The organism is Paenibacillus ehimensis NBRC 15659 (assembly GCF_004000785.1).
GTDB lineage: Bacteria > Bacillota > Bacilli > Paenibacillales > NBRC-103111 > Paenibacillus_G > Paenibacillus_G ehimensis.
On the sequence record NZ_BILX01000017.1, the window covers coordinates 1 to 16,226 of the forward strand.

The following is a 16,226-nucleotide window of genomic DNA, read 5'->3' on the forward strand; positions in this document are numbered from 1 at the left end:
GCGATGCAGTCCGCCGTCCAGCTCGATCAGGACGGGCACCGGCTTGCCGGATCGGTCCCCGACGGCCGAGACGCCTGACGCCCCTTCCCAGCTGTCGACGGTTACGGCTACGGTGATCCGGCGATGCAGCCGTTCCAGCCGTTCCAGGTTGCGCTCCCCGATCACGGGAAAGGCGATCAGAATATCGTCGATGCCCAAGTCCGCGAACGTTTCCGCTTCCGAAAGCTTGGCGACGGTAATGCCGACGGCTCCGGCAGCAAGCTGCATACCCGCGAAGCGCAGCGATTTGTGGGTTTTGATATGAGGCCGGTGCTTGATCCCGTATTGTGCCAGCTTGTCGGACATTCGCCGGATATTCCGCTCGACCGTGTCGAGGTCAACAAATGCATACGGCGTAGCCGGGGTTTCGCGATAAAGCGGTTCAGGTTGATGTGTCATAGCGTTTCACCTCGTAATCCGATTGTGGGGAAGCATACCTGTCCCGGTATTCCTGGGGCGTCAGCCCCGTATGCTTTTTGAACACGTTGATGAACGAATGCGCCCGCTGATAGCCGACGTCCGCCGCGATTTCGTAAATTTTGCCCGGGGTATGCAGCAGCAGACGGGCCGCCTTCTCCATGCGGAGCCGATGGACGTAATCGCTCACGTTTTCTCCGGTTTCCCGCTTGTAAATCTTGGAAATATAGACCGGATGCATATACACATGCTCGGCTATCGCCGTCAAGGAAACGTCCTCCGCCAGCCGCCGTTCGACGAATTGCCGGACGTCGGCGATCAGCTTTGCCCGCGAGCGCTTCGTTTCGCTTTCGGTTTCGCAGCGCAGGCTGTTCATAAGCGCCATCGACCAGTCCTGCAGGTGCCGGACGGAACGGTACGGCACGCCCTGCAGCAATTGGTCATAGCCGGGCCCGATCAGCTCGGAAAGCGGCCGGCCGTTCTTATGCGCATAGGAAGACGCTGCCGAGGCGATGGCGAAATAAGCTTCCAGCAGCAGCTCCTGAATGCAGCCGCTCATCGTTTGCAGCTCGCCGAAAATACGCTCGATCCGCCGGTCCGCCGCATCCCATTGGCCCGCCTCAAGCAGCTGCGCCAGCGTCGGAAGCTCGTACAATGAAGCGAGGGAACGCAGCTCCGTCCGCTCGGGCAGCCCGTCCGCCGCAGTCAGAATCAGGTCCTGCTCGCTTCCGACCCTTCTCCTCAGTGCCGACAGCGTACCGTCGTACAGCGCAGACACATCGCCGGGGAACGTTCCTTCCCGGCTGATGACAATCGTCGCTTCGCCCTTCAAATAGGCGTGGATGGCCTCCTGCAATTGCTCGGCCGCGCGTTCGAGCGCCTGCTCCCGTTCCTCCTCCGCCCCTTCCTCGATGGCTTCGGACGATACGGCAAATACCAGATAATCGTACGTGTCTTTGCCGGCCCAAAGCTTAAAGCCCGGCGCGAACAGCTCCCCGGCGATATTGCCCACCGCGTATTCCACCAGTGCAAGGCCGCGCGGATCGTAGCCGTAGAACGGCTTTTCGAGGCGGACGAGCAGCAGCGAAACGGGCTTTCCGAACAAATCGGGCACGCCCAGCATCTCCATTTTGTCCCGGAGGTCGGCTTCGGAATAGCGTTTGCCAAGGAGCAGTTCGCCGAGCAGCGTGCTCCGCAGCTGCGGCAAGTTTTCGCGCAGCGTCCGGGCGATCCGCTCCTGGGAGATCACCGCATTCCATTCCTCCCGAACCGCCTCAAGCACGCCCGAGACCGTGTCCAGCAGCTCTTCGTCGGTTACCGGCTTGAGCAAATAGCTTGCGGTACCGCTTGCAATGGCTTCCTTGGCATAATCGAACTCGGCGTAGCCCGAAAGCAGGATGCATTTCGTTTTGGGCTGTTTGTCCCGGATGCGCCGGGATAGCTCAAGACCGGACATTCCCGGCATGCGGATGTCCGAGATGACGATGTCGATCGCATGCGCATTCAGCACCTCGAGCGCTTCGAATGCCGAATAAGCCTTATGCACGGCGGCGATGCCGATTCGCTCCCACGGGACAAGCTCGGCGAGACGTTCCACCACGTGGGCCTCGTCATCCACGATCAATAGCTGCGCCATGCTCCGAATCCCTCCCCCATGTCAACGTGACGCGCAAACCGCCGAGCGGACTGTGCGAGAGCTTGAGCCCCGCTCCCTCGCCGAAGACGTAGCGGAGCCGCTGGTGGACGTTCCACATCCCGAAGCCCGAAGCGGCCTCCTGCGGCAGCGCAAGCTGGTGCTCCATGCCGGCGATCGCCTCGTCCGTCATGCCGAGGCCGTTGTCGTCCACGACGATCCGGCACAAGCCTTCGCTCACGCTTCCGGATATCCGGATGACGCCTTCTCCCGGCTTGTTCTCGATGCCGTGAACGATGGCGTTCTCCACGATCGGCTGCAGCAGCAAGCGAGGGATGGGCAGCTCCCGCATCGACTCCGGGACGTCAAGCTCGCAGCGAAGGCGTCCGAGCCGCAGGTTATGAATGGTCAAGTAATTGGCCACAAGCTTCATTTCTTCGTCAAGCGCCGCCGTCCGGTTTTCCATGCGCGTGGTGTAGCGGTAATATTCGGCGAGGTTTTGCGCCATCGCCACGACCGACCTCGTATCCTCCAGCATCGCGGTATTGATGATAAAGAAAAGGCTGTTATATAAAAAATGCGGATTGATCTGGGCCTGGAGCTGCTTGAGCGTCGCTTCGTGCAGCCGGATTTTTTCGGCATATACCCGCTGCACCAAGTCCTGAATCTGTTCGGCCATCTCGTTAAACCGGTCGATCAGGAAGTCAAACTCGTTATTCGGCCGGTAACGGATGCGTGCGGACAAGTCCCCCTTCTTGAGCAGCCTCACCCCGTTCAGCAGCTTGCCGATCGGCTTCTGGACGTTGCGGTAAAGCAAATAAGCGGCCAAAAAGCTCATGCCGAGCAGCAGGCCGAGCGTCACATAGAACAGCAGATTCGTCTTGCGGATCGGCGCCAAAATACTGTCGACAGGCACGTAATCGACCAGGTACCAGTCCAGCTGTCTGGACTTGACATAGTAGACGGCAACCTGCCGTCCGGCGACCATCGCGACAAAATGACCGCTTTCCTGAAGCGATTGTCCGTCCAGCATGGACACGATGGCCTGCACGGAGCCTTCGCTCATCGTGGCGCTGCCGATCGGAGAGAAACCGTTCCGGTACAGAAACGGATCGCCTTTCCCGCCCGTTTTCACCTGATCGAGCATGGCGGAGATGTTGGCAACCGGGAAGCTGACCTGAATCATCGCTTGGATCGCAGCCGGATCGGTTGCCCCCAGAGGGTCGACGATCTGGCGGGTGAAGCGGGCTCCCGGCGTCCTGGCATCGCCCCGTACGGTCCCGTCGTAAGTCCAAGTCTTAAGCGGTGCGAACTTGTCGATGTCCGCAGGATCATAGGATTTGAATATATTGGAAGAAATGACAAGCTGGTCTTTGGGCAAGTAGACCGACAAATCGTTCGTCCAGGCGGCGGAAACGCTCTGCAGGCTGATTTTCTGCATCAGGCGGGTCTGCTCCTTCAGCTTGTCGTACGGCTTGTCCGATCTGCGGTCGACAAACTCGCGCAAATAAGGATCCGAATTCAAAATAACGGGAAACATCGCAAGCTGTTCGACCGTCGTATCAAACTGCTGCAGGAAGAAGGACAGCCGGTTGAGGCTCGAGGACTCCATTTCTTCCCGCACGACGTCCACGCTGACTTGATTCGTATAAATATACAGAAAGAGCACGGGCGTAAGCAGCAATGCAATGAGCACTAATACCTTGGTGAATATCGTTGGCTTTCCCGTCATGTTGTCACCGCTCCTTGCGGAATTGTAGTGTGCGCCAGCCATCCGATTCCGATCCGCAAAAGCCGCCTTTCGTCCGCCACGACCCGCTTCGGCCGCCCTGGTCTTCTATCCTTTCACCGCCCCCGCCGACAAGCCGCTAACGATATAACGCTGCGCAAGCAGCGCAATAATGAGCACCGGCAGCGTAATGATGCAGGCTGCGGCCATCAGGGCGCCCCAATTGATTTCGGAGTAGGACATAAAATTATAGACGGCGACGGGAAGCGTTTTCGTACGGTCGCCGGCCAAGATGATCGAGAACATAAAATTGTTCCAAGAAAAAATAAAGGAGAGCAGAGAAGAGGTAATAATGCCAGGCCCCGAGATCGGGAGCACGACGCGCCGGAACACTTGGGAACGGGTGCAGCCGTCGATCAGCCCGGCCTCTTCGATTTCAATCGGAAGCCCCTCAAAGAATGATATCATGATCCAGATGATAAAGGGCAGTCCTACCAACATGTGGCTTAAAATGAGCGACGTAAAGCTGTCGACGAGACCCAGCTTCGAAAAAATGATAAACCACGGAATCAAAAACGTAATACCGGGGATGATCCGCGCCACAAGAATGACAAGCCCCAGTCCCTGGAGACGGTAGCGGGCGATGGCGTATGCCGCGGGCAGCCCCAGAATTAGCGAGCCGATCGTCGAGCCCGCCGCGACGAAGAAGCTGTTCCAGATGAAGATCAGGAAATCGTATTGTCCGAACACGCTTACATAATTTTTCACGGTAGGCTGGAAGACGAAAAACTGGCCGGTCGACATGATCTGCGACTGCGTCTTGAAGGAAGCCAGCAGCATCCAGATGAACGGGAACGAGAATACGAGCACGACGAGCAGCGTCAGACCCGACAAGACGGCGTTGGTGACCTTTTGTTTCTTTTTCTTCATGTCGCTCCCTCCAGACGTTTGCGGAACCAGATCATCAGCAGCGTGAAGCCCATGACGAGCGCGAAAAATACGACCAGCAGCGAAGAGGCCAGCCCGAGCTTGAAGTACTGAAAGCCGAGCGTGTAGCCGTAGATGTTGAGCGTCTCGGATTTCATGTTCGGGCCGCCCTGCGTTGTGGAGTAAATGATGTCAAACGTTTTGAGCACGTCGATCAAACGCAGCATGAAGGCAACCATAATCGTCGGGCGAAGCATCGGCAGCGTCAGGTGCACGAATTTTTGCCAGCCCGTGGCCCCGTCCACATCGGCGGCTTCATAAGGCTCCGACGGGAGCGTCGACAGCCCGGCCATCACGATGAGCGCGATCATCGGCGTCCATTCCCAGACGTCGATCACGATGAGCGAAGGAATCGCCTGCGTCGGCGATGCGATCCAGAGCTGCGGCTCCAGGCCGAGCGCCTTAAGCAAATGGTTGGCGACGCCGATGGATGGCTCGTAAATCAGCACCCAGACGAGCCCCATGGCGACGGGCGTCGCCACCATCGGCAGCAGAAACAACGTTTTGACTAAGTTTTTGCCGCGAAAATCGCGGTACAGCAGCATGGCGATCGCGACGCCGAGCACCGTCTCCAGAATCAGCGCGCCGGCCGAAAACACGAACGTATTTTGGACGGCCTGCCAAAACCGGGTGTCGGCAAGCAGCGCTGTATAATTATCAAGCCCCACCCATGTCGGCGGCGTCGCCGACGACATGCTCCATTCATAGAAGCTGATCCGGAACGTGTATATAATAGGGAAAACCATCATCAGCAGAACGAACAAAACGGCGGGCATCGTATAAATCCATTTCAGGTTCCGGTCGAACCAGTTCGTCGGCATGTGCATCATCCTTTCCGCTTGGACTTGTCAAGCAAAAGGATGCGCCCGCCAAATGGGCGCATCCTCCATTCCGCACGCTTATTTTCCTCTTTCCTTGTCGATCAGGGCTTGAAACTCCTTGTTCGCCTGCTCGGCTGCGGCTTTGATGTCTTCGCCGGTAATCGCCTTCTGAACGATGGCCCCGATGATGTCCCGCGCCTCGCTGACTTTGTCGACGGCCGGCACGGAATGATCGACGCCGCCTTTTTGCGTTTCCTTCGTCACTTCGGCAAGCTCTTTCGGGAAGGCAGTGATGCCTTCCGGGCTATCCCATACCGACATGCGCGCTCCCGGGTTTCCTTTTTTCTGGGTGGCCGTCACGGTCTCTTTGCTGGTCGCCCATTGGATGAAGGCCCATGCGGCGTCTTTTTTCTTGGACTTGGCATTCATCGCGAGGCTCCAGGAGGTGATGTTGAACGGCTTCGAGCCCTCCTTGCCTGCCGGGAAGCTGGCGAAGCCGACCTTGTCGGCGACCTTCGATTTCTCCGGATCGGTCGTGTTCTTGAAGAGCGAATTCGCGTCCGCGAAGAAAGCGGCCTTGCCCTGCGCGAACACGCCGATCGCTTGCGGCCACGACATATTGAGCACTCCGGGAGGACCGAAGTCTTTCAGCAGCGTAGCGTAAGTGGTCATGCCTTTGATCGCTTCTGGCGTATTGACGGTCGCCTTGTCGTCCTTCATAAAGTCGCCGCCTTCGGAGTAGATGAACGACGAGATTTGCGAGACGAGCGGAGAGCGCTGGCCGCGGGCGGCGAAGCCGTACAATTCGTTCTTCGGATCGTGAAGCTTTTGGGCGGCGGCGAGCAGCTCGTCCATCGTTTTGGGAACGGGGATGCCCGCTTTTTCCAGCAGATCCTTGCGGTAGTATAATATGTGCTGCTCCGTAATAATCGGGATGCCGTACAGCTTCCCGTTTACCGTATTGGAGCTGACGGACGCTTTGGAAAAGTCGTTGAAGTCGTAGGCGGCGTCTTTCTTCAGGTACTCGTCAAGCGGCGCAATCCAGTCGTTCTTGACGAACATCCGCGTTTGCTGGAGCGGACTCATCATGAATACGTCCGGCGTCTCCGACGCAGCCGTCAGCTGCACGGTCAGCTTCTGCGCCAGCTGGTCCTCGAAAAAGCTCTGCACGTCCACCTTCATCCCGGTGCTCGCTTCGAATTGCGGAAGCAGCTCTTTGATGGCGTCTCCCCAAGGGTGATTGGCGGTGACGATCGACAGCTTTTGCCCTGCGAAAGGCTTGTCCGCATTTTGTCCCGCCTTGCCCTCGCCCGGCTTCGTTTCGCCGCCGCAGGCGGCAAGCAAACTTGCCGACAGGACGGAGACAAGCCCGGTTTTCAGCACGCGATTCATCGTTTCGTTCATGATACGACCTCCCTTATAGTGTTCATTGGCGGCGGGATTCGTTCGTAAGCGCTATCATTTAAGTGTTCCCGCTATAGCTCAAGACTAAACGATTTCGGTCGATGTTGAAATAACGCAGATTAAGCATTCATAACGCAGGTTCAACAAGTTGCCGCAACAAAAAATAGAGCAAGCCGGCCGCTCGCTCTATCCTTTACTTCTAGCCCTCCGCGACAAGGATCTCGATGCCCTTCTCTTTCAGCTGATGAATCCAGTCGGCTTGACATCCCTTGTCGGTGATGATCATCGAAATGTCCTGCAGCGCCGCAATGCGGGCAAATGTCGTTTTTCCGAATTTCGAATGATCGGCCAGCACGATCGACTCCTCGGCCCGCTCGATCATTTTGCGCGATACGCTCGCTTCATTCAAATCATAGTCCGTGATCCCTTCGACAAGCGAGATGCCGCCGACGGAAATAAACGCTTTGTGCACCTTGAACTGCTGAAGCATCGCTTCGGTCAGCGTTCCCCCGACCGATTGCTGATTCACATTAACCGCACCCCCGGCAAAAATAATGCGGCCCTTGAACAGCTCCATCGCCAAAAGCAGCACCGGTACGGAATGGGTTACGACGGTCACGTCAGGCCGATGCTGCAAATAACGGACGATTTCCATCGTCGTCGTCCCGTTGTCGATCATGATCGTCTCGCCCTCTTTGACCAGCGAAGCCGCCAGCTTGCCGATCGACGTCTTGGCGCCGTTGTTCATTTGCTCCCGCTGGATGAACGGCGGCTCCCAGCTGTCCATGCGGGTTTTGACCGCGCCGCCGTAAACTTTTTTGAGCAGGCCTTCCTTCTCCAGCCTGTCCAAATCCCGCCGGATCGTTTCCGGCGATACGTTCAATTGCTCGGCCAGCGCATGCACCTGCACTTTTTCGTCCTGCATCAGCTGCCCCATAATCGTTTTTTTGCGTTCCTCGAACGTGAGTGACACCGCCGCCCCGCCCTTCTTGTTTTATGTTTATTGTTGAATGTTTGTGTTGTTTATTGCTTTATGGTAACGTGCCTCTAGGGGGATGTCAAACGGAGTTTCCGAGCATCTCGAAATACCGGACAATTGAGCCCGGTGCGGCTTAATTCTTTAGTTTATACATGCGAACCGCGCTGCGGTAGGCCCGTTTCATCCGGTCCAGCTGTCCGGCGTAAGAAGGGTCAGGCTTTGCGAGCGCCTGCCGAATCGGCACAATCCGGCACTTTTTTTCGGTGCCGTTCTTCGTCATACATACCCATGTCGGGATGTACTCGACCCCTGCGAGCCGGACGGAGCCGGAGGATGCTTTTCGGAGCTTGATGCGGACGATCAACCCGGTTAAGGCGGCATCCTTGCCGTGCAGCCGGGTGGAAATAAAATTGCCCAGCGAGTAGACCGCAAACCGTTTTCTCGTCCGGCCGCCGATGTCTTTCACCGTGCGGCACACCGCCGGCTGAAGAACATGCGGATGCGAACCAAGCACCACATCGGCCCCCTGACGAAACAAAAAGCGGACCAGCTTCTTCTGGTGAACGGCCGGACGTTGGTGATATTCGTAGCCGCAGTGCATGCACACAATGATGAAATCGGAGATGGCCCGAAGCCGCTTCAGATCCTTCCTCATGCTCGTGCGGACAAGCTTCTTGACCCCGGCCGGCTGGCTCTTCGGAACCGGTATCCCGTTCGTGTCTCTCGTATAGGACAGAATGCCGATCCGAACCCCCTCGACCTCCTGAACACAGAGCGACCGGGATTCTTGTCGGTTGCGGTAGGTTCCGACATGGGCGATTCCGTTCTTGTCAAGCAATTCCAGCGTCCGCCTAAGCCCGCGCACGCCATAGTCCATGCAGTGGTTATTTGCAGTGGCAAGCACATTGAAGCCGGCCGCCTTCAGCGCCGAAGCGAAGGCATCCGGACAATTGAAGGTCGGATTGCCGTTCTTCGGATTGCGCCTCGGCTTCGTGTAGCCGTCGTCCGGTCCTCCGGCGAAGGTGGTCTCGAGATTGCCTATCGTCAGATGCGCATCCTGCAGATAACGGGCAACCGGCTCAAACGCCTGCCCGAAATCGTAAAGTTCGCCTTGATTGTCGGCTGAGCCGCCCTGCTTGTCACCGGTGCGCATCATCCGAATCAGCAGCGGCTTCATCAAAAGGTCGCCAACGGCGGCAATCCTAATCTCTCTCGACATACAATCCATCGTCCTCGCTATAACTGGGCTGAAATCCTCCATTCCACTATATGCAAGGCGGGCGGATTCGTTCAGCCAAATCAAACCGGGATCATTCGCTTTCCGGCCTCTTCGGCACCAGAAAATCCGCATTCACGATATTCCGTGGCGTTCCGTTAATATATCCCCGTATAGTCTCGAGCAATTCCGTCATATTGGCTTCCCGCGCGGTATCCGTATACCACGCCGTACCGGGTGTAAATACAACGTTATCAAGCCGATATAAGGGGTTGCCGGCAACCTGTGTCACGTCGTCAAGGCCCGCGCCGGCGATTTTTCCGTCCCGAAGCAGAGTGAACAACGCTTCTTCGTCCACCAGTCCGCCCCGGCTCGTGTTGATGAACAGAGCCGTCCTTTTCATCGAGGTTAGCAGCTCCGAGGTGATCATGCCTTTCGTCTTCGCATGGAACGGCACATGCAGCGAGACGACGTCGCTTCGCCGCATCACCTCGCGGATATCCGCCGCTTCCACACCCGGGACGGCCCTTCCGGACCGGTTCGCGCCGATCACATGCATCCCGAAGCCCCGGGCGATCCGCGCCACCGCCTGCCCGATGCGGCCCGTGCCGATCAGCCCTAACGTTCGGCCTGCCAGCTCGCTTGCGAGGAACGGGCCGTACACGTGGCTCTCCCCTTGCCGGACAAGGCGGTCCGCCTGAATGATGCGCCGATTGGCCGCGAGCAGGAGGGCAAACACATGCTCCGCCACCGATTGCGCCGAATACGTCGGGCAGTTCGACACCGAGATTCCTGCGGCTCCTGCAGCCTCGATATCGACCAGATCGTATCCGGTCATGACCAGAGCGATATGTTTAAGCCTCTGCAGCTTCCCGAACGCTATTTCCCGAAGCCGCGTCCACTCCACAATCGCAATGTCTGCCTGTGACAATCGTTGAACGGCCGTCGGGATGTCGGGCCGGTCGTCATAAACTTCAAACTCTCCGAGCTTCTCCATTTCCCGCACGAAATCGTCCGGCAGGTAGGTAGGTTCATCCAGATAAACGATCCTCACGCCGGATCCGTCCTATTCGTCAGGAGTGCCGATTTCAAAATGTTGCAGGCCTCGGCGAACATGTCGGGACATCGGGCAAGCGCGACCCGGATATATCGCTCTCCCTGTCCATGGTCGTGCCAGTAAAAATGATCCCCCGGCAAAATCCCGAGCCCCAGCCGCTGCAGGCGGTCCACCAGGTCGAGGCTGCGTATCCTGGGGTCCGCGATGCGAAGCCATTCGACACTGATCGTCGAATCCGGATTGTTCAAGAGAAGCCCGGAGGAGCGAATCGCTTCCCTCAGCGTTTGGCGGTTCCGGTCAATCGTTTCCCACAGGACGGACCGCAGTCCGTGCCGTGCTGTGTCCTTCAAATATTCGATCAGCAGCTGCAGAATGAAAGGCGAAACGTTCAGCAGAATATCGTTGTGAAGCTCAAGCATATCCTCGGCCAAATCTTGGCTCATCGCCAGGATGCTGCATTTCAGATCCTGGGTTGGCCATGTTTTTCCCGTGTCCTCCACCATCAAATAGCTGATGTTCGACCTCTCCAGCAGCTCGTACTGATCCCATGAAGGCTTTCGCGAGAAAAATCGGAACGTGCAGTCGACGATAAGCAGCTTGCCGTATAGGCCGCACAGCGCAACAAGCTTCTCCCACTCTTCCTGCGACAGCTCGAAGCCCGTCGGGTTGTTGGGCAGCGTAATGAACACCGCATCCGCCGCAAGATCCGCGAACGTCCCTTCCATCCGGTCGAGCCTGAGCTCCTCCTCATGCAGCGGCGTCAAGGCTACGTTTCTTCTTTGCAGCAGCGTCGCCAGATTGTCGAAGCAGGGATGCAGCAGCGCGGTGCTCATTTCCCGCGAAGCCAAAAAAGTAGCGATCAAATCGGTCGATAACGAAGCCGAGTAACAGAACAGCGTGCGGGTCAGACCGGCGGCGGTCGGCTGTCCGGCCAAGGTGTAGAACAAGCGCCGGAACTCGTCTTCCAACTCCGCTTGTCTCGCCGCTTCCGCCTGATCGAACAAGTCGGGCAGCCGCCCGATAATTTGCCGCTGCGCATAAGTCTGCGGCTGATGGGCATGACCGTCGGCGACATTAAACAGCTGATTGATGCCGATCGATTCATATCTTGTCAGATTCGGCATCCGCTCCAATGATTTCACTCGTCTCACTCTCCATTCGCAGATCAAAGGGTTAGTCATCTTACACCATATGGGTATCCCCTGTTGCCGGACTCGTACAAACGCCCATTTTTTCCTATATACCCACTCCATCCGGTTGCTCACGGCGTAGACTAAAGCGTATATTCGCTGTGAAAAGGTGGGATTTACATGCCGCAACGGAACATTCCCGTCATCGCCGTGACAGGCAGCGCGGGAAAAACGACCACGAAAGAAATGATCGCTTCCATCCTGCGGAGACGGTGGACCATTTTCAAATCGGCGTCGAACTGGAATTTGCCCGCGAACACCCGCAAGCACGCCAAGCAGATTCATGCCCGGCACCGGGCGGCCGTGCTCGAATTCGGAATGCTTCGCAAAGGCCATATTCGCGAACATTGCCGCTTGATCAAACCGGGCTACGGCGTCATTACCAATGTCGGAACGGCGCATATCGGCAATGTCGGACACCGGGTCCAAGGCATCGCCAGCGCGAAGTCGGAGCTGATCCGGCACATGCGGAAGACCGGAACGCTCGTCCTGAATGCGGATAACGCGAATTCCAGGCTGCTGTCCGTCAAAGGATTTCGAGGAAGGCTGCTGAAGGTCGGCATCCGCAACAAAGCCCATTACAAGGCGCGCGGCATCCGTGCCCTAAGACGGGGAGTTGCTTTCCGGGTTCGGCTGAACGGGAAAGAGGAACGATTTTTCATTCCGTGTCTGGGAGTTCATAACGTGTACAATGCTCTGAATGCCATTGCCATTACACGCAGCTTGGGCTTCACGGCGGATGAAATCCGCAAGGGGTTGGCGAACTATCCGATTCCGTACCGCCGATTGGTCCGAACCGACCTGCCAAGGCGAATCACCTTGATCGACGATACGTTCAGTTCCAATCCCGATGCGACCAAGACCGCTCTCGACACGCTCGCTTCGGTTAGCAGAAAGCATAAAATTGCCATCATCGGCTATATGAAGGATATGGGAAAATACGCCATCAGAGCCCATGTCGGGGTTGGAAAATATGCTGCCAGGAAAAGACTCACCCGGCTCTATACCGTCGGAAAGCTCGCGCGGCACATCGCGGCGGGCGCCAGAAAAGCCGGATTCCCCGCAACTCGCATCCGCAGCTTCGCGTCCAGGCCGCGGCTTCATAAAGCGCTTGCCGGGGCAATCAAGCCGGACACCGCGATCCTGGTCAAAGGCACCCATTTATTAAAGCTGGAGAAGACCGTTTCTTTCCTGAAACGCAGCTTATCCCGCAAACGGTCGTAAGACAGACCCGACAAGTCCCGGCGCACGGGACACTTTTTTTGTAAAACACCTCAAAAATTTGATAGGGCCGCCGATATTATAGGAGAGGAAAAACTGAAAGCATTTGGAAGGTTTCCTTCACATCCAAGAAAGGTCAAGGGGCTCTGAAATGAACATTTGGGAATTACTAGGCATTTCACCTACGCTTGATGTCAGCGCCATTAAACGCGCCTATGCCAAGAAGCTAAAGGTCTATCATCCCGAAGACGATCCGGAGGGCTTCCAACGATTGCGGGAAGCGTATGAGCGGGCGCTGAAAGAAGCGAAGTATCTCAAGGAAGCGCAGCAGCCGATTCAGTCAAGCTACGTGGAGCCGGCAACCGGTCCGCATGCCGAACCGGTTCAACCTGACGCGCCGAATCGCGAACCGGCTTCATGGCTTGATTCCGCTCCCGCAACTCCCTCTCCCTCCCACTCGTTTGTCGAAGAGACGATGCAGCAAATCGAAGCTTTATATGACAAACTGCCGACGAGGACCGATGCAGGCTTATGGAGAGAGCTGCTCGCTCAAGAAGAGCTCTGGAATATGAATGTCAAGGCCGCTTTGAACGAACGGCTGTTAGCGTTTCTGTCCGAGCATGGCCACCTGCCTAAGCCGGTTTGGGCGCTGCTGGACGAGCATTTCTTGTGGTCAAGCCAAGAAAGGGAATTATACAAGCGTTACCCGGAAGATTTCGTCGATTATTTGTTGATGGAAATAACCAAACCCTGGGAGCTGCGCTACGAGTTTATTCCGGAAACGATCGATTATGAGGCGTTTATCGGCTACCGGGACGCTGCCCAGCATGCGCTGATGCACAACGATCTGGAGGCGGCCGAGCCGTATCTGGCTGCGGCCCGGGACTTGTTTGCGGATGATCCGGACCTGCTCCGATTGATCGGCAATTTTTACGTTCGCACAGGCGACCTGGAGCATGCGCTCCAAACTTACAGCCGCTTGATCGATATCCACCCGGCAGATCTTGACGGATTTATCCACCGCGCCGCCCTGTCGCTGGAAGCGGGGAATCTGCGACAGGCGTTCTCCGATTACCAGCATATTTTGTCGCATACGTCTGACGATCTGCAGGCCCTCAGCGGACTGGCACGCTGTTACATAGCCTATGACAAGTTAGCTGAAGCCAAATCGCTGCTCGAGCTCATCATCGCACAGTATCCGTTCGACCTCGATTCGCGCATCCGGCTAATGGATGTGAACAAGCAGCTTGCCGGCAAACTGCGTACGGAGTTGACTTTTTCGCCCGAGCAGGTCGAGCTGCAGTTTGCGCTGGCCCAAATTTATTTTGATTTGGAACAGTTTGACCCCTGCTGCAAGGCGTTTGACAACCTTCAGTCTTTGACCGCCTTGAACTCCGACATGTATTTGCTGTGGGCGCGCGCGTTATTTCAGCGGGGATCGAAGAACAAGGCCTTCGAGCTATTCGGAAAGGCATGGACCGCAGCACAGACGGAAGGCGTCAACGGCTACGAAATTCTCGTGCATCGGGGAATGGCTTACCTGAAAGCGGGGAACACGAAGCTTGCGGTCCGCGACCTGTCTGCGGCGCTGCGGATGAACGAGTATGACGCTGCCGTTCTCGGCCATTTGGCGACCGCCTGTCTGAACGAAAAGCAGTGGCACGAAGGGATCGGGTTTGCCGATCGCGCGATTTCCATCGATCCGTCCAACTGGTATTTTTATTCCGTCAGAGGCCTCTGCCACTATAATTTGAACAACAACAGAGAAGCTCTTCACGACCATGCCGTCGTGGTGGAGCACGAGTTTGATTTTGACGAAGCGTGGTTCCGGAAAGGGATGCTGCATTTGCGTCTGGGCCAATATCCCGAGGCCATTACATGCTTTGAAACCGAGATGGCTTGGAATAACGACAAGTATTCCTACTATTATGTTGCCGGCGCGTGTTTTCTGAATCGCGATTACAAGGCCGCTCTTGAGGCGATCCGCAAATTTAAACTGGCTTTTCCCGACGATTCAAGCGGCTATGTGATCGAGGGCGATATTTATCGTGCCATGGGGGATGAAGCCAAGGCGAAGGAAATCTATTTCAAGGCGGCGGAATTGTTTGAGGACGAATACTACCCGACTCAGGTGGCCTTGTACTACCTCCTGAAGGAATGGAATCCGGAGAAGTACAAGCAAATGGCTTCCTTTATCCGCCGGCTTGCCGATGGCTGGCCGGACAATACTTGGGTGCAGCTCGAACGATTCAAGTTCGTCGTCAACACGAAGTCATGGGAGTACATCCCCAATATGGTGAAGAATTATTTTGTGCGCTTCAGCGACGACCCGTCTTATGATTCCTTGATTTGGCTGTACTCCGGGGTAGCTTATTACCATGAGGGAAAATATGCGGAAAGCATCGAAAGCTTAAAGCGCGCGCATGAGCTTGGGGAGAGAAAAAGCGCCAGCATCTACTTAAGCATGGCGCACGTCAAGCAGGAACGGATGGCGGAAGCGTTGTCCTACGCCTTGCAGGCTTGTCAGGAAGATCCGGATAACGAGGAGTACCGCTTATTTTATAACCAGCTCCAGGATCCGACGGATAAAAAATCGCTTTGGGGGCTGCTCGGCATCAAAAAGAAGTCTTCCCGCCATATTCCGGAGACGCTTTTCCTGAAGCATCAGGATGTGGGCGACGTACTCGACCTGCATTTTATGCTGGATGAAGAGGAAGACGAAGACGAGGATGGGGAGGACGAAGATGAGTAGGGACAGTCAAAGCGGCTCCAACTTGACCGAACTATGGTGTATCGCGTTATGCGCCGTATTATACGAGATGAACGGGTTCGATCCCGGCGATGACAACGAAGCGGAGTCCGTCCAAAAAAATATCGAAAGGCATAAGCAGTCCTTTCAACGGGACTGGGGGATCGAGAACAAGGACGATTTGATGAGAAATCTTCAATGGCTGGCCGAAGAGGGGCATCGCGAGTCGTTCAATAAGATACGCTCTTTTCTGTCCGCATTGTCCGAAGCCGAACAAACGAAATATATCGAATCGATCCCGAAAACGACGCAGCGGTACCGGGAGCATCAGCTTGTCAAAGCTTATATGAACCGGCTGCCGGCTGCGGGGATTGCGGCGTGGGATTTAGGCCGATATGCATTTTTATGCCGAAAAGGCGCTGTCATGGGCTTCATCACCAAGGAAAAATCGCTGGAGCTGGTACAGCCGATTGTTGCGGTTGCTCAACAAGCCTATTCCGGCTGGCGCGAATACGGGACCGGCTATTTGGCCGGAAGACAATTTTGGTGGGCGCAGCCCACGGCGGCGAGCGCGCAGGAAATGGCGGGCTATGTCCGCAACCTGCTCCTGAATGCCGACAGCCTGTGGAACCGGCTGGAGTGGGAGGTGCCGCTTGAAGAGACGGCCGGGCAGCCGTCTAACCCTTTGGCATAACGACTTCGAATTTGTATCCGCGAGCTATAGCCGGACGGCATCGTCCGGCTTCTTCGCCGCGAAGCAAAAAACCGCCTTGCCGCAGCAAGC

13 protein-coding genes are annotated in these 16,226 nt (G+C 56.4%); 3 read left to right on the plus strand and 10 right to left on the minus strand.

Annotated features, from left to right (window positions below):
- From PEH01S_RS12230 to PEH01S_RS12275, 10 genes are all read right to left on the minus strand, one after another.
- Positions 1 to 438, minus strand: a 438-nt coding sequence (locus tag PEH01S_RS12230) for an alanine racemase (RefSeq protein ID WP_174807130.1), incomplete at its 3' end; no start/stop codon positions are given.
- Complete coding sequence (locus PEH01S_RS12235; RefSeq protein ID WP_025847005.1) at positions 422 to 2,092, minus strand: response regulator transcription factor; 1,671 nt, start codon at positions 2,090 to 2,092, stop codon at positions 422 to 424. The genes PEH01S_RS12235 and PEH01S_RS12230, both read right to left, overlap by 17 nt.
- The gene (locus PEH01S_RS12240) at positions 2,067 to 3,821 is read right to left on the minus strand and encodes a sensor histidine kinase (protein ID WP_127485682.1); all 1,755 of its coding nucleotides are present in this window, start codon (positions 3,819 to 3,821) and stop codon (positions 2,067 to 2,069) included. The genes PEH01S_RS12235 and PEH01S_RS12240 overlap by 26 nt, the downstream gene beginning before the upstream one ends.
- 105 nt (positions 3,822 to 3,926) lie before the next feature.
- The gene (locus PEH01S_RS12245; protein WP_025847007.1) at positions 3,927 to 4,748 is read right to left on the minus strand and encodes a carbohydrate ABC transporter permease; all 822 of its coding nucleotides are present in this window, start codon (positions 4,746 to 4,748) and stop codon (positions 3,927 to 3,929) included.
- Entirely contained in the window at positions 4,745 to 5,626 is an 882-nt protein-coding gene (locus PEH01S_RS12250) for a carbohydrate ABC transporter permease (protein WP_127485684.1), read from the minus strand. The genes PEH01S_RS12245 and PEH01S_RS12250 overlap by 4 nt, the downstream gene beginning before the upstream one ends.
- Before the next feature lie 78 nt (positions 5,627 to 5,704).
- Entirely contained in the window at positions 5,705 to 7,030 is a 1,326-nt protein-coding gene (locus PEH01S_RS12255) for an ABC transporter substrate-binding protein (protein WP_025847010.1), read from the minus strand.
- A gap of 199 nt (positions 7,031 to 7,229) precedes the next feature.
- Positions 7,230 to 8,003: a DeoR/GlpR family DNA-binding transcription regulator gene (locus tag PEH01S_RS12260; RefSeq protein ID WP_025847011.1), complete on the minus strand. Its 774-nt coding sequence runs from the start codon at positions 8,001 to 8,003 to the stop codon at positions 7,230 to 7,232.
- A gap of 139 nt (positions 8,004 to 8,142) precedes the next feature.
- Positions 8,143 to 9,228: a CapA family protein gene (locus PEH01S_RS12265; protein ID WP_164827801.1), complete on the minus strand. Its 1,086-nt coding sequence runs from the start codon at positions 9,226 to 9,228 to the stop codon at positions 8,143 to 8,145.
- Between the two features lie 91 nt (positions 9,229 to 9,319).
- The gene (locus PEH01S_RS12270; RefSeq protein WP_025847014.1) at positions 9,320 to 10,279 is read right to left on the minus strand and encodes a 2-hydroxyacid dehydrogenase; all 960 of its coding nucleotides are present in this window, start codon (positions 10,277 to 10,279) and stop codon (positions 9,320 to 9,322) included.
- Complete coding sequence (locus PEH01S_RS12275) at positions 10,276 to 11,424, minus strand: aminotransferase class I/II-fold pyridoxal phosphate-dependent enzyme (protein WP_164827803.1); 1,149 nt, start codon at positions 11,422 to 11,424, stop codon at positions 10,276 to 10,278. The genes PEH01S_RS12270 and PEH01S_RS12275 overlap by 4 nt, the downstream gene beginning before the upstream one ends.
- Before the next feature lie 168 nt (positions 11,425 to 11,592).
- Here PEH01S_RS12275 and PEH01S_RS12280 point away from each other — a divergent pair, with 168 nt between their 5' ends.
- The 3 genes from PEH01S_RS12280 to PEH01S_RS12290 all read left to right on the plus strand — a co-directional run bounded on the left by PEH01S_RS12280 (position 11,593) and on the right by PEH01S_RS12290 (position 16,136).
- Positions 11,593 to 12,696 (plus strand): UDP-N-acetylmuramoyl-tripeptide--D-alanyl-D-alanine ligase, encoded by a 1,104-nt coding sequence (locus PEH01S_RS12280; RefSeq protein WP_127485690.1) that lies wholly within the window; start codon positions 11,593 to 11,595, stop codon positions 12,694 to 12,696.
- Positions 12,697 to 12,844: 148 nt separating this feature from the next.
- Positions 12,845 to 15,445 carry a tetratricopeptide repeat protein gene (locus PEH01S_RS12285; RefSeq protein WP_127485692.1) on the plus strand — a complete coding sequence of 867 codons (2,601 nt, stop codon included), beginning with the start codon at positions 12,845 to 12,847 and terminating at the stop codon, positions 15,443 to 15,445.
- Positions 15,438 to 16,136 (plus strand): DUF1266 domain-containing protein, encoded by a 699-nt coding sequence (locus PEH01S_RS12290; protein WP_025847020.1) that lies wholly within the window; start codon positions 15,438 to 15,440, stop codon positions 16,134 to 16,136. The genes PEH01S_RS12285 and PEH01S_RS12290 overlap by 8 nt, the downstream gene beginning before the upstream one ends.
- Positions 16,137 to 16,226 lie beyond the last annotated feature (90 nt).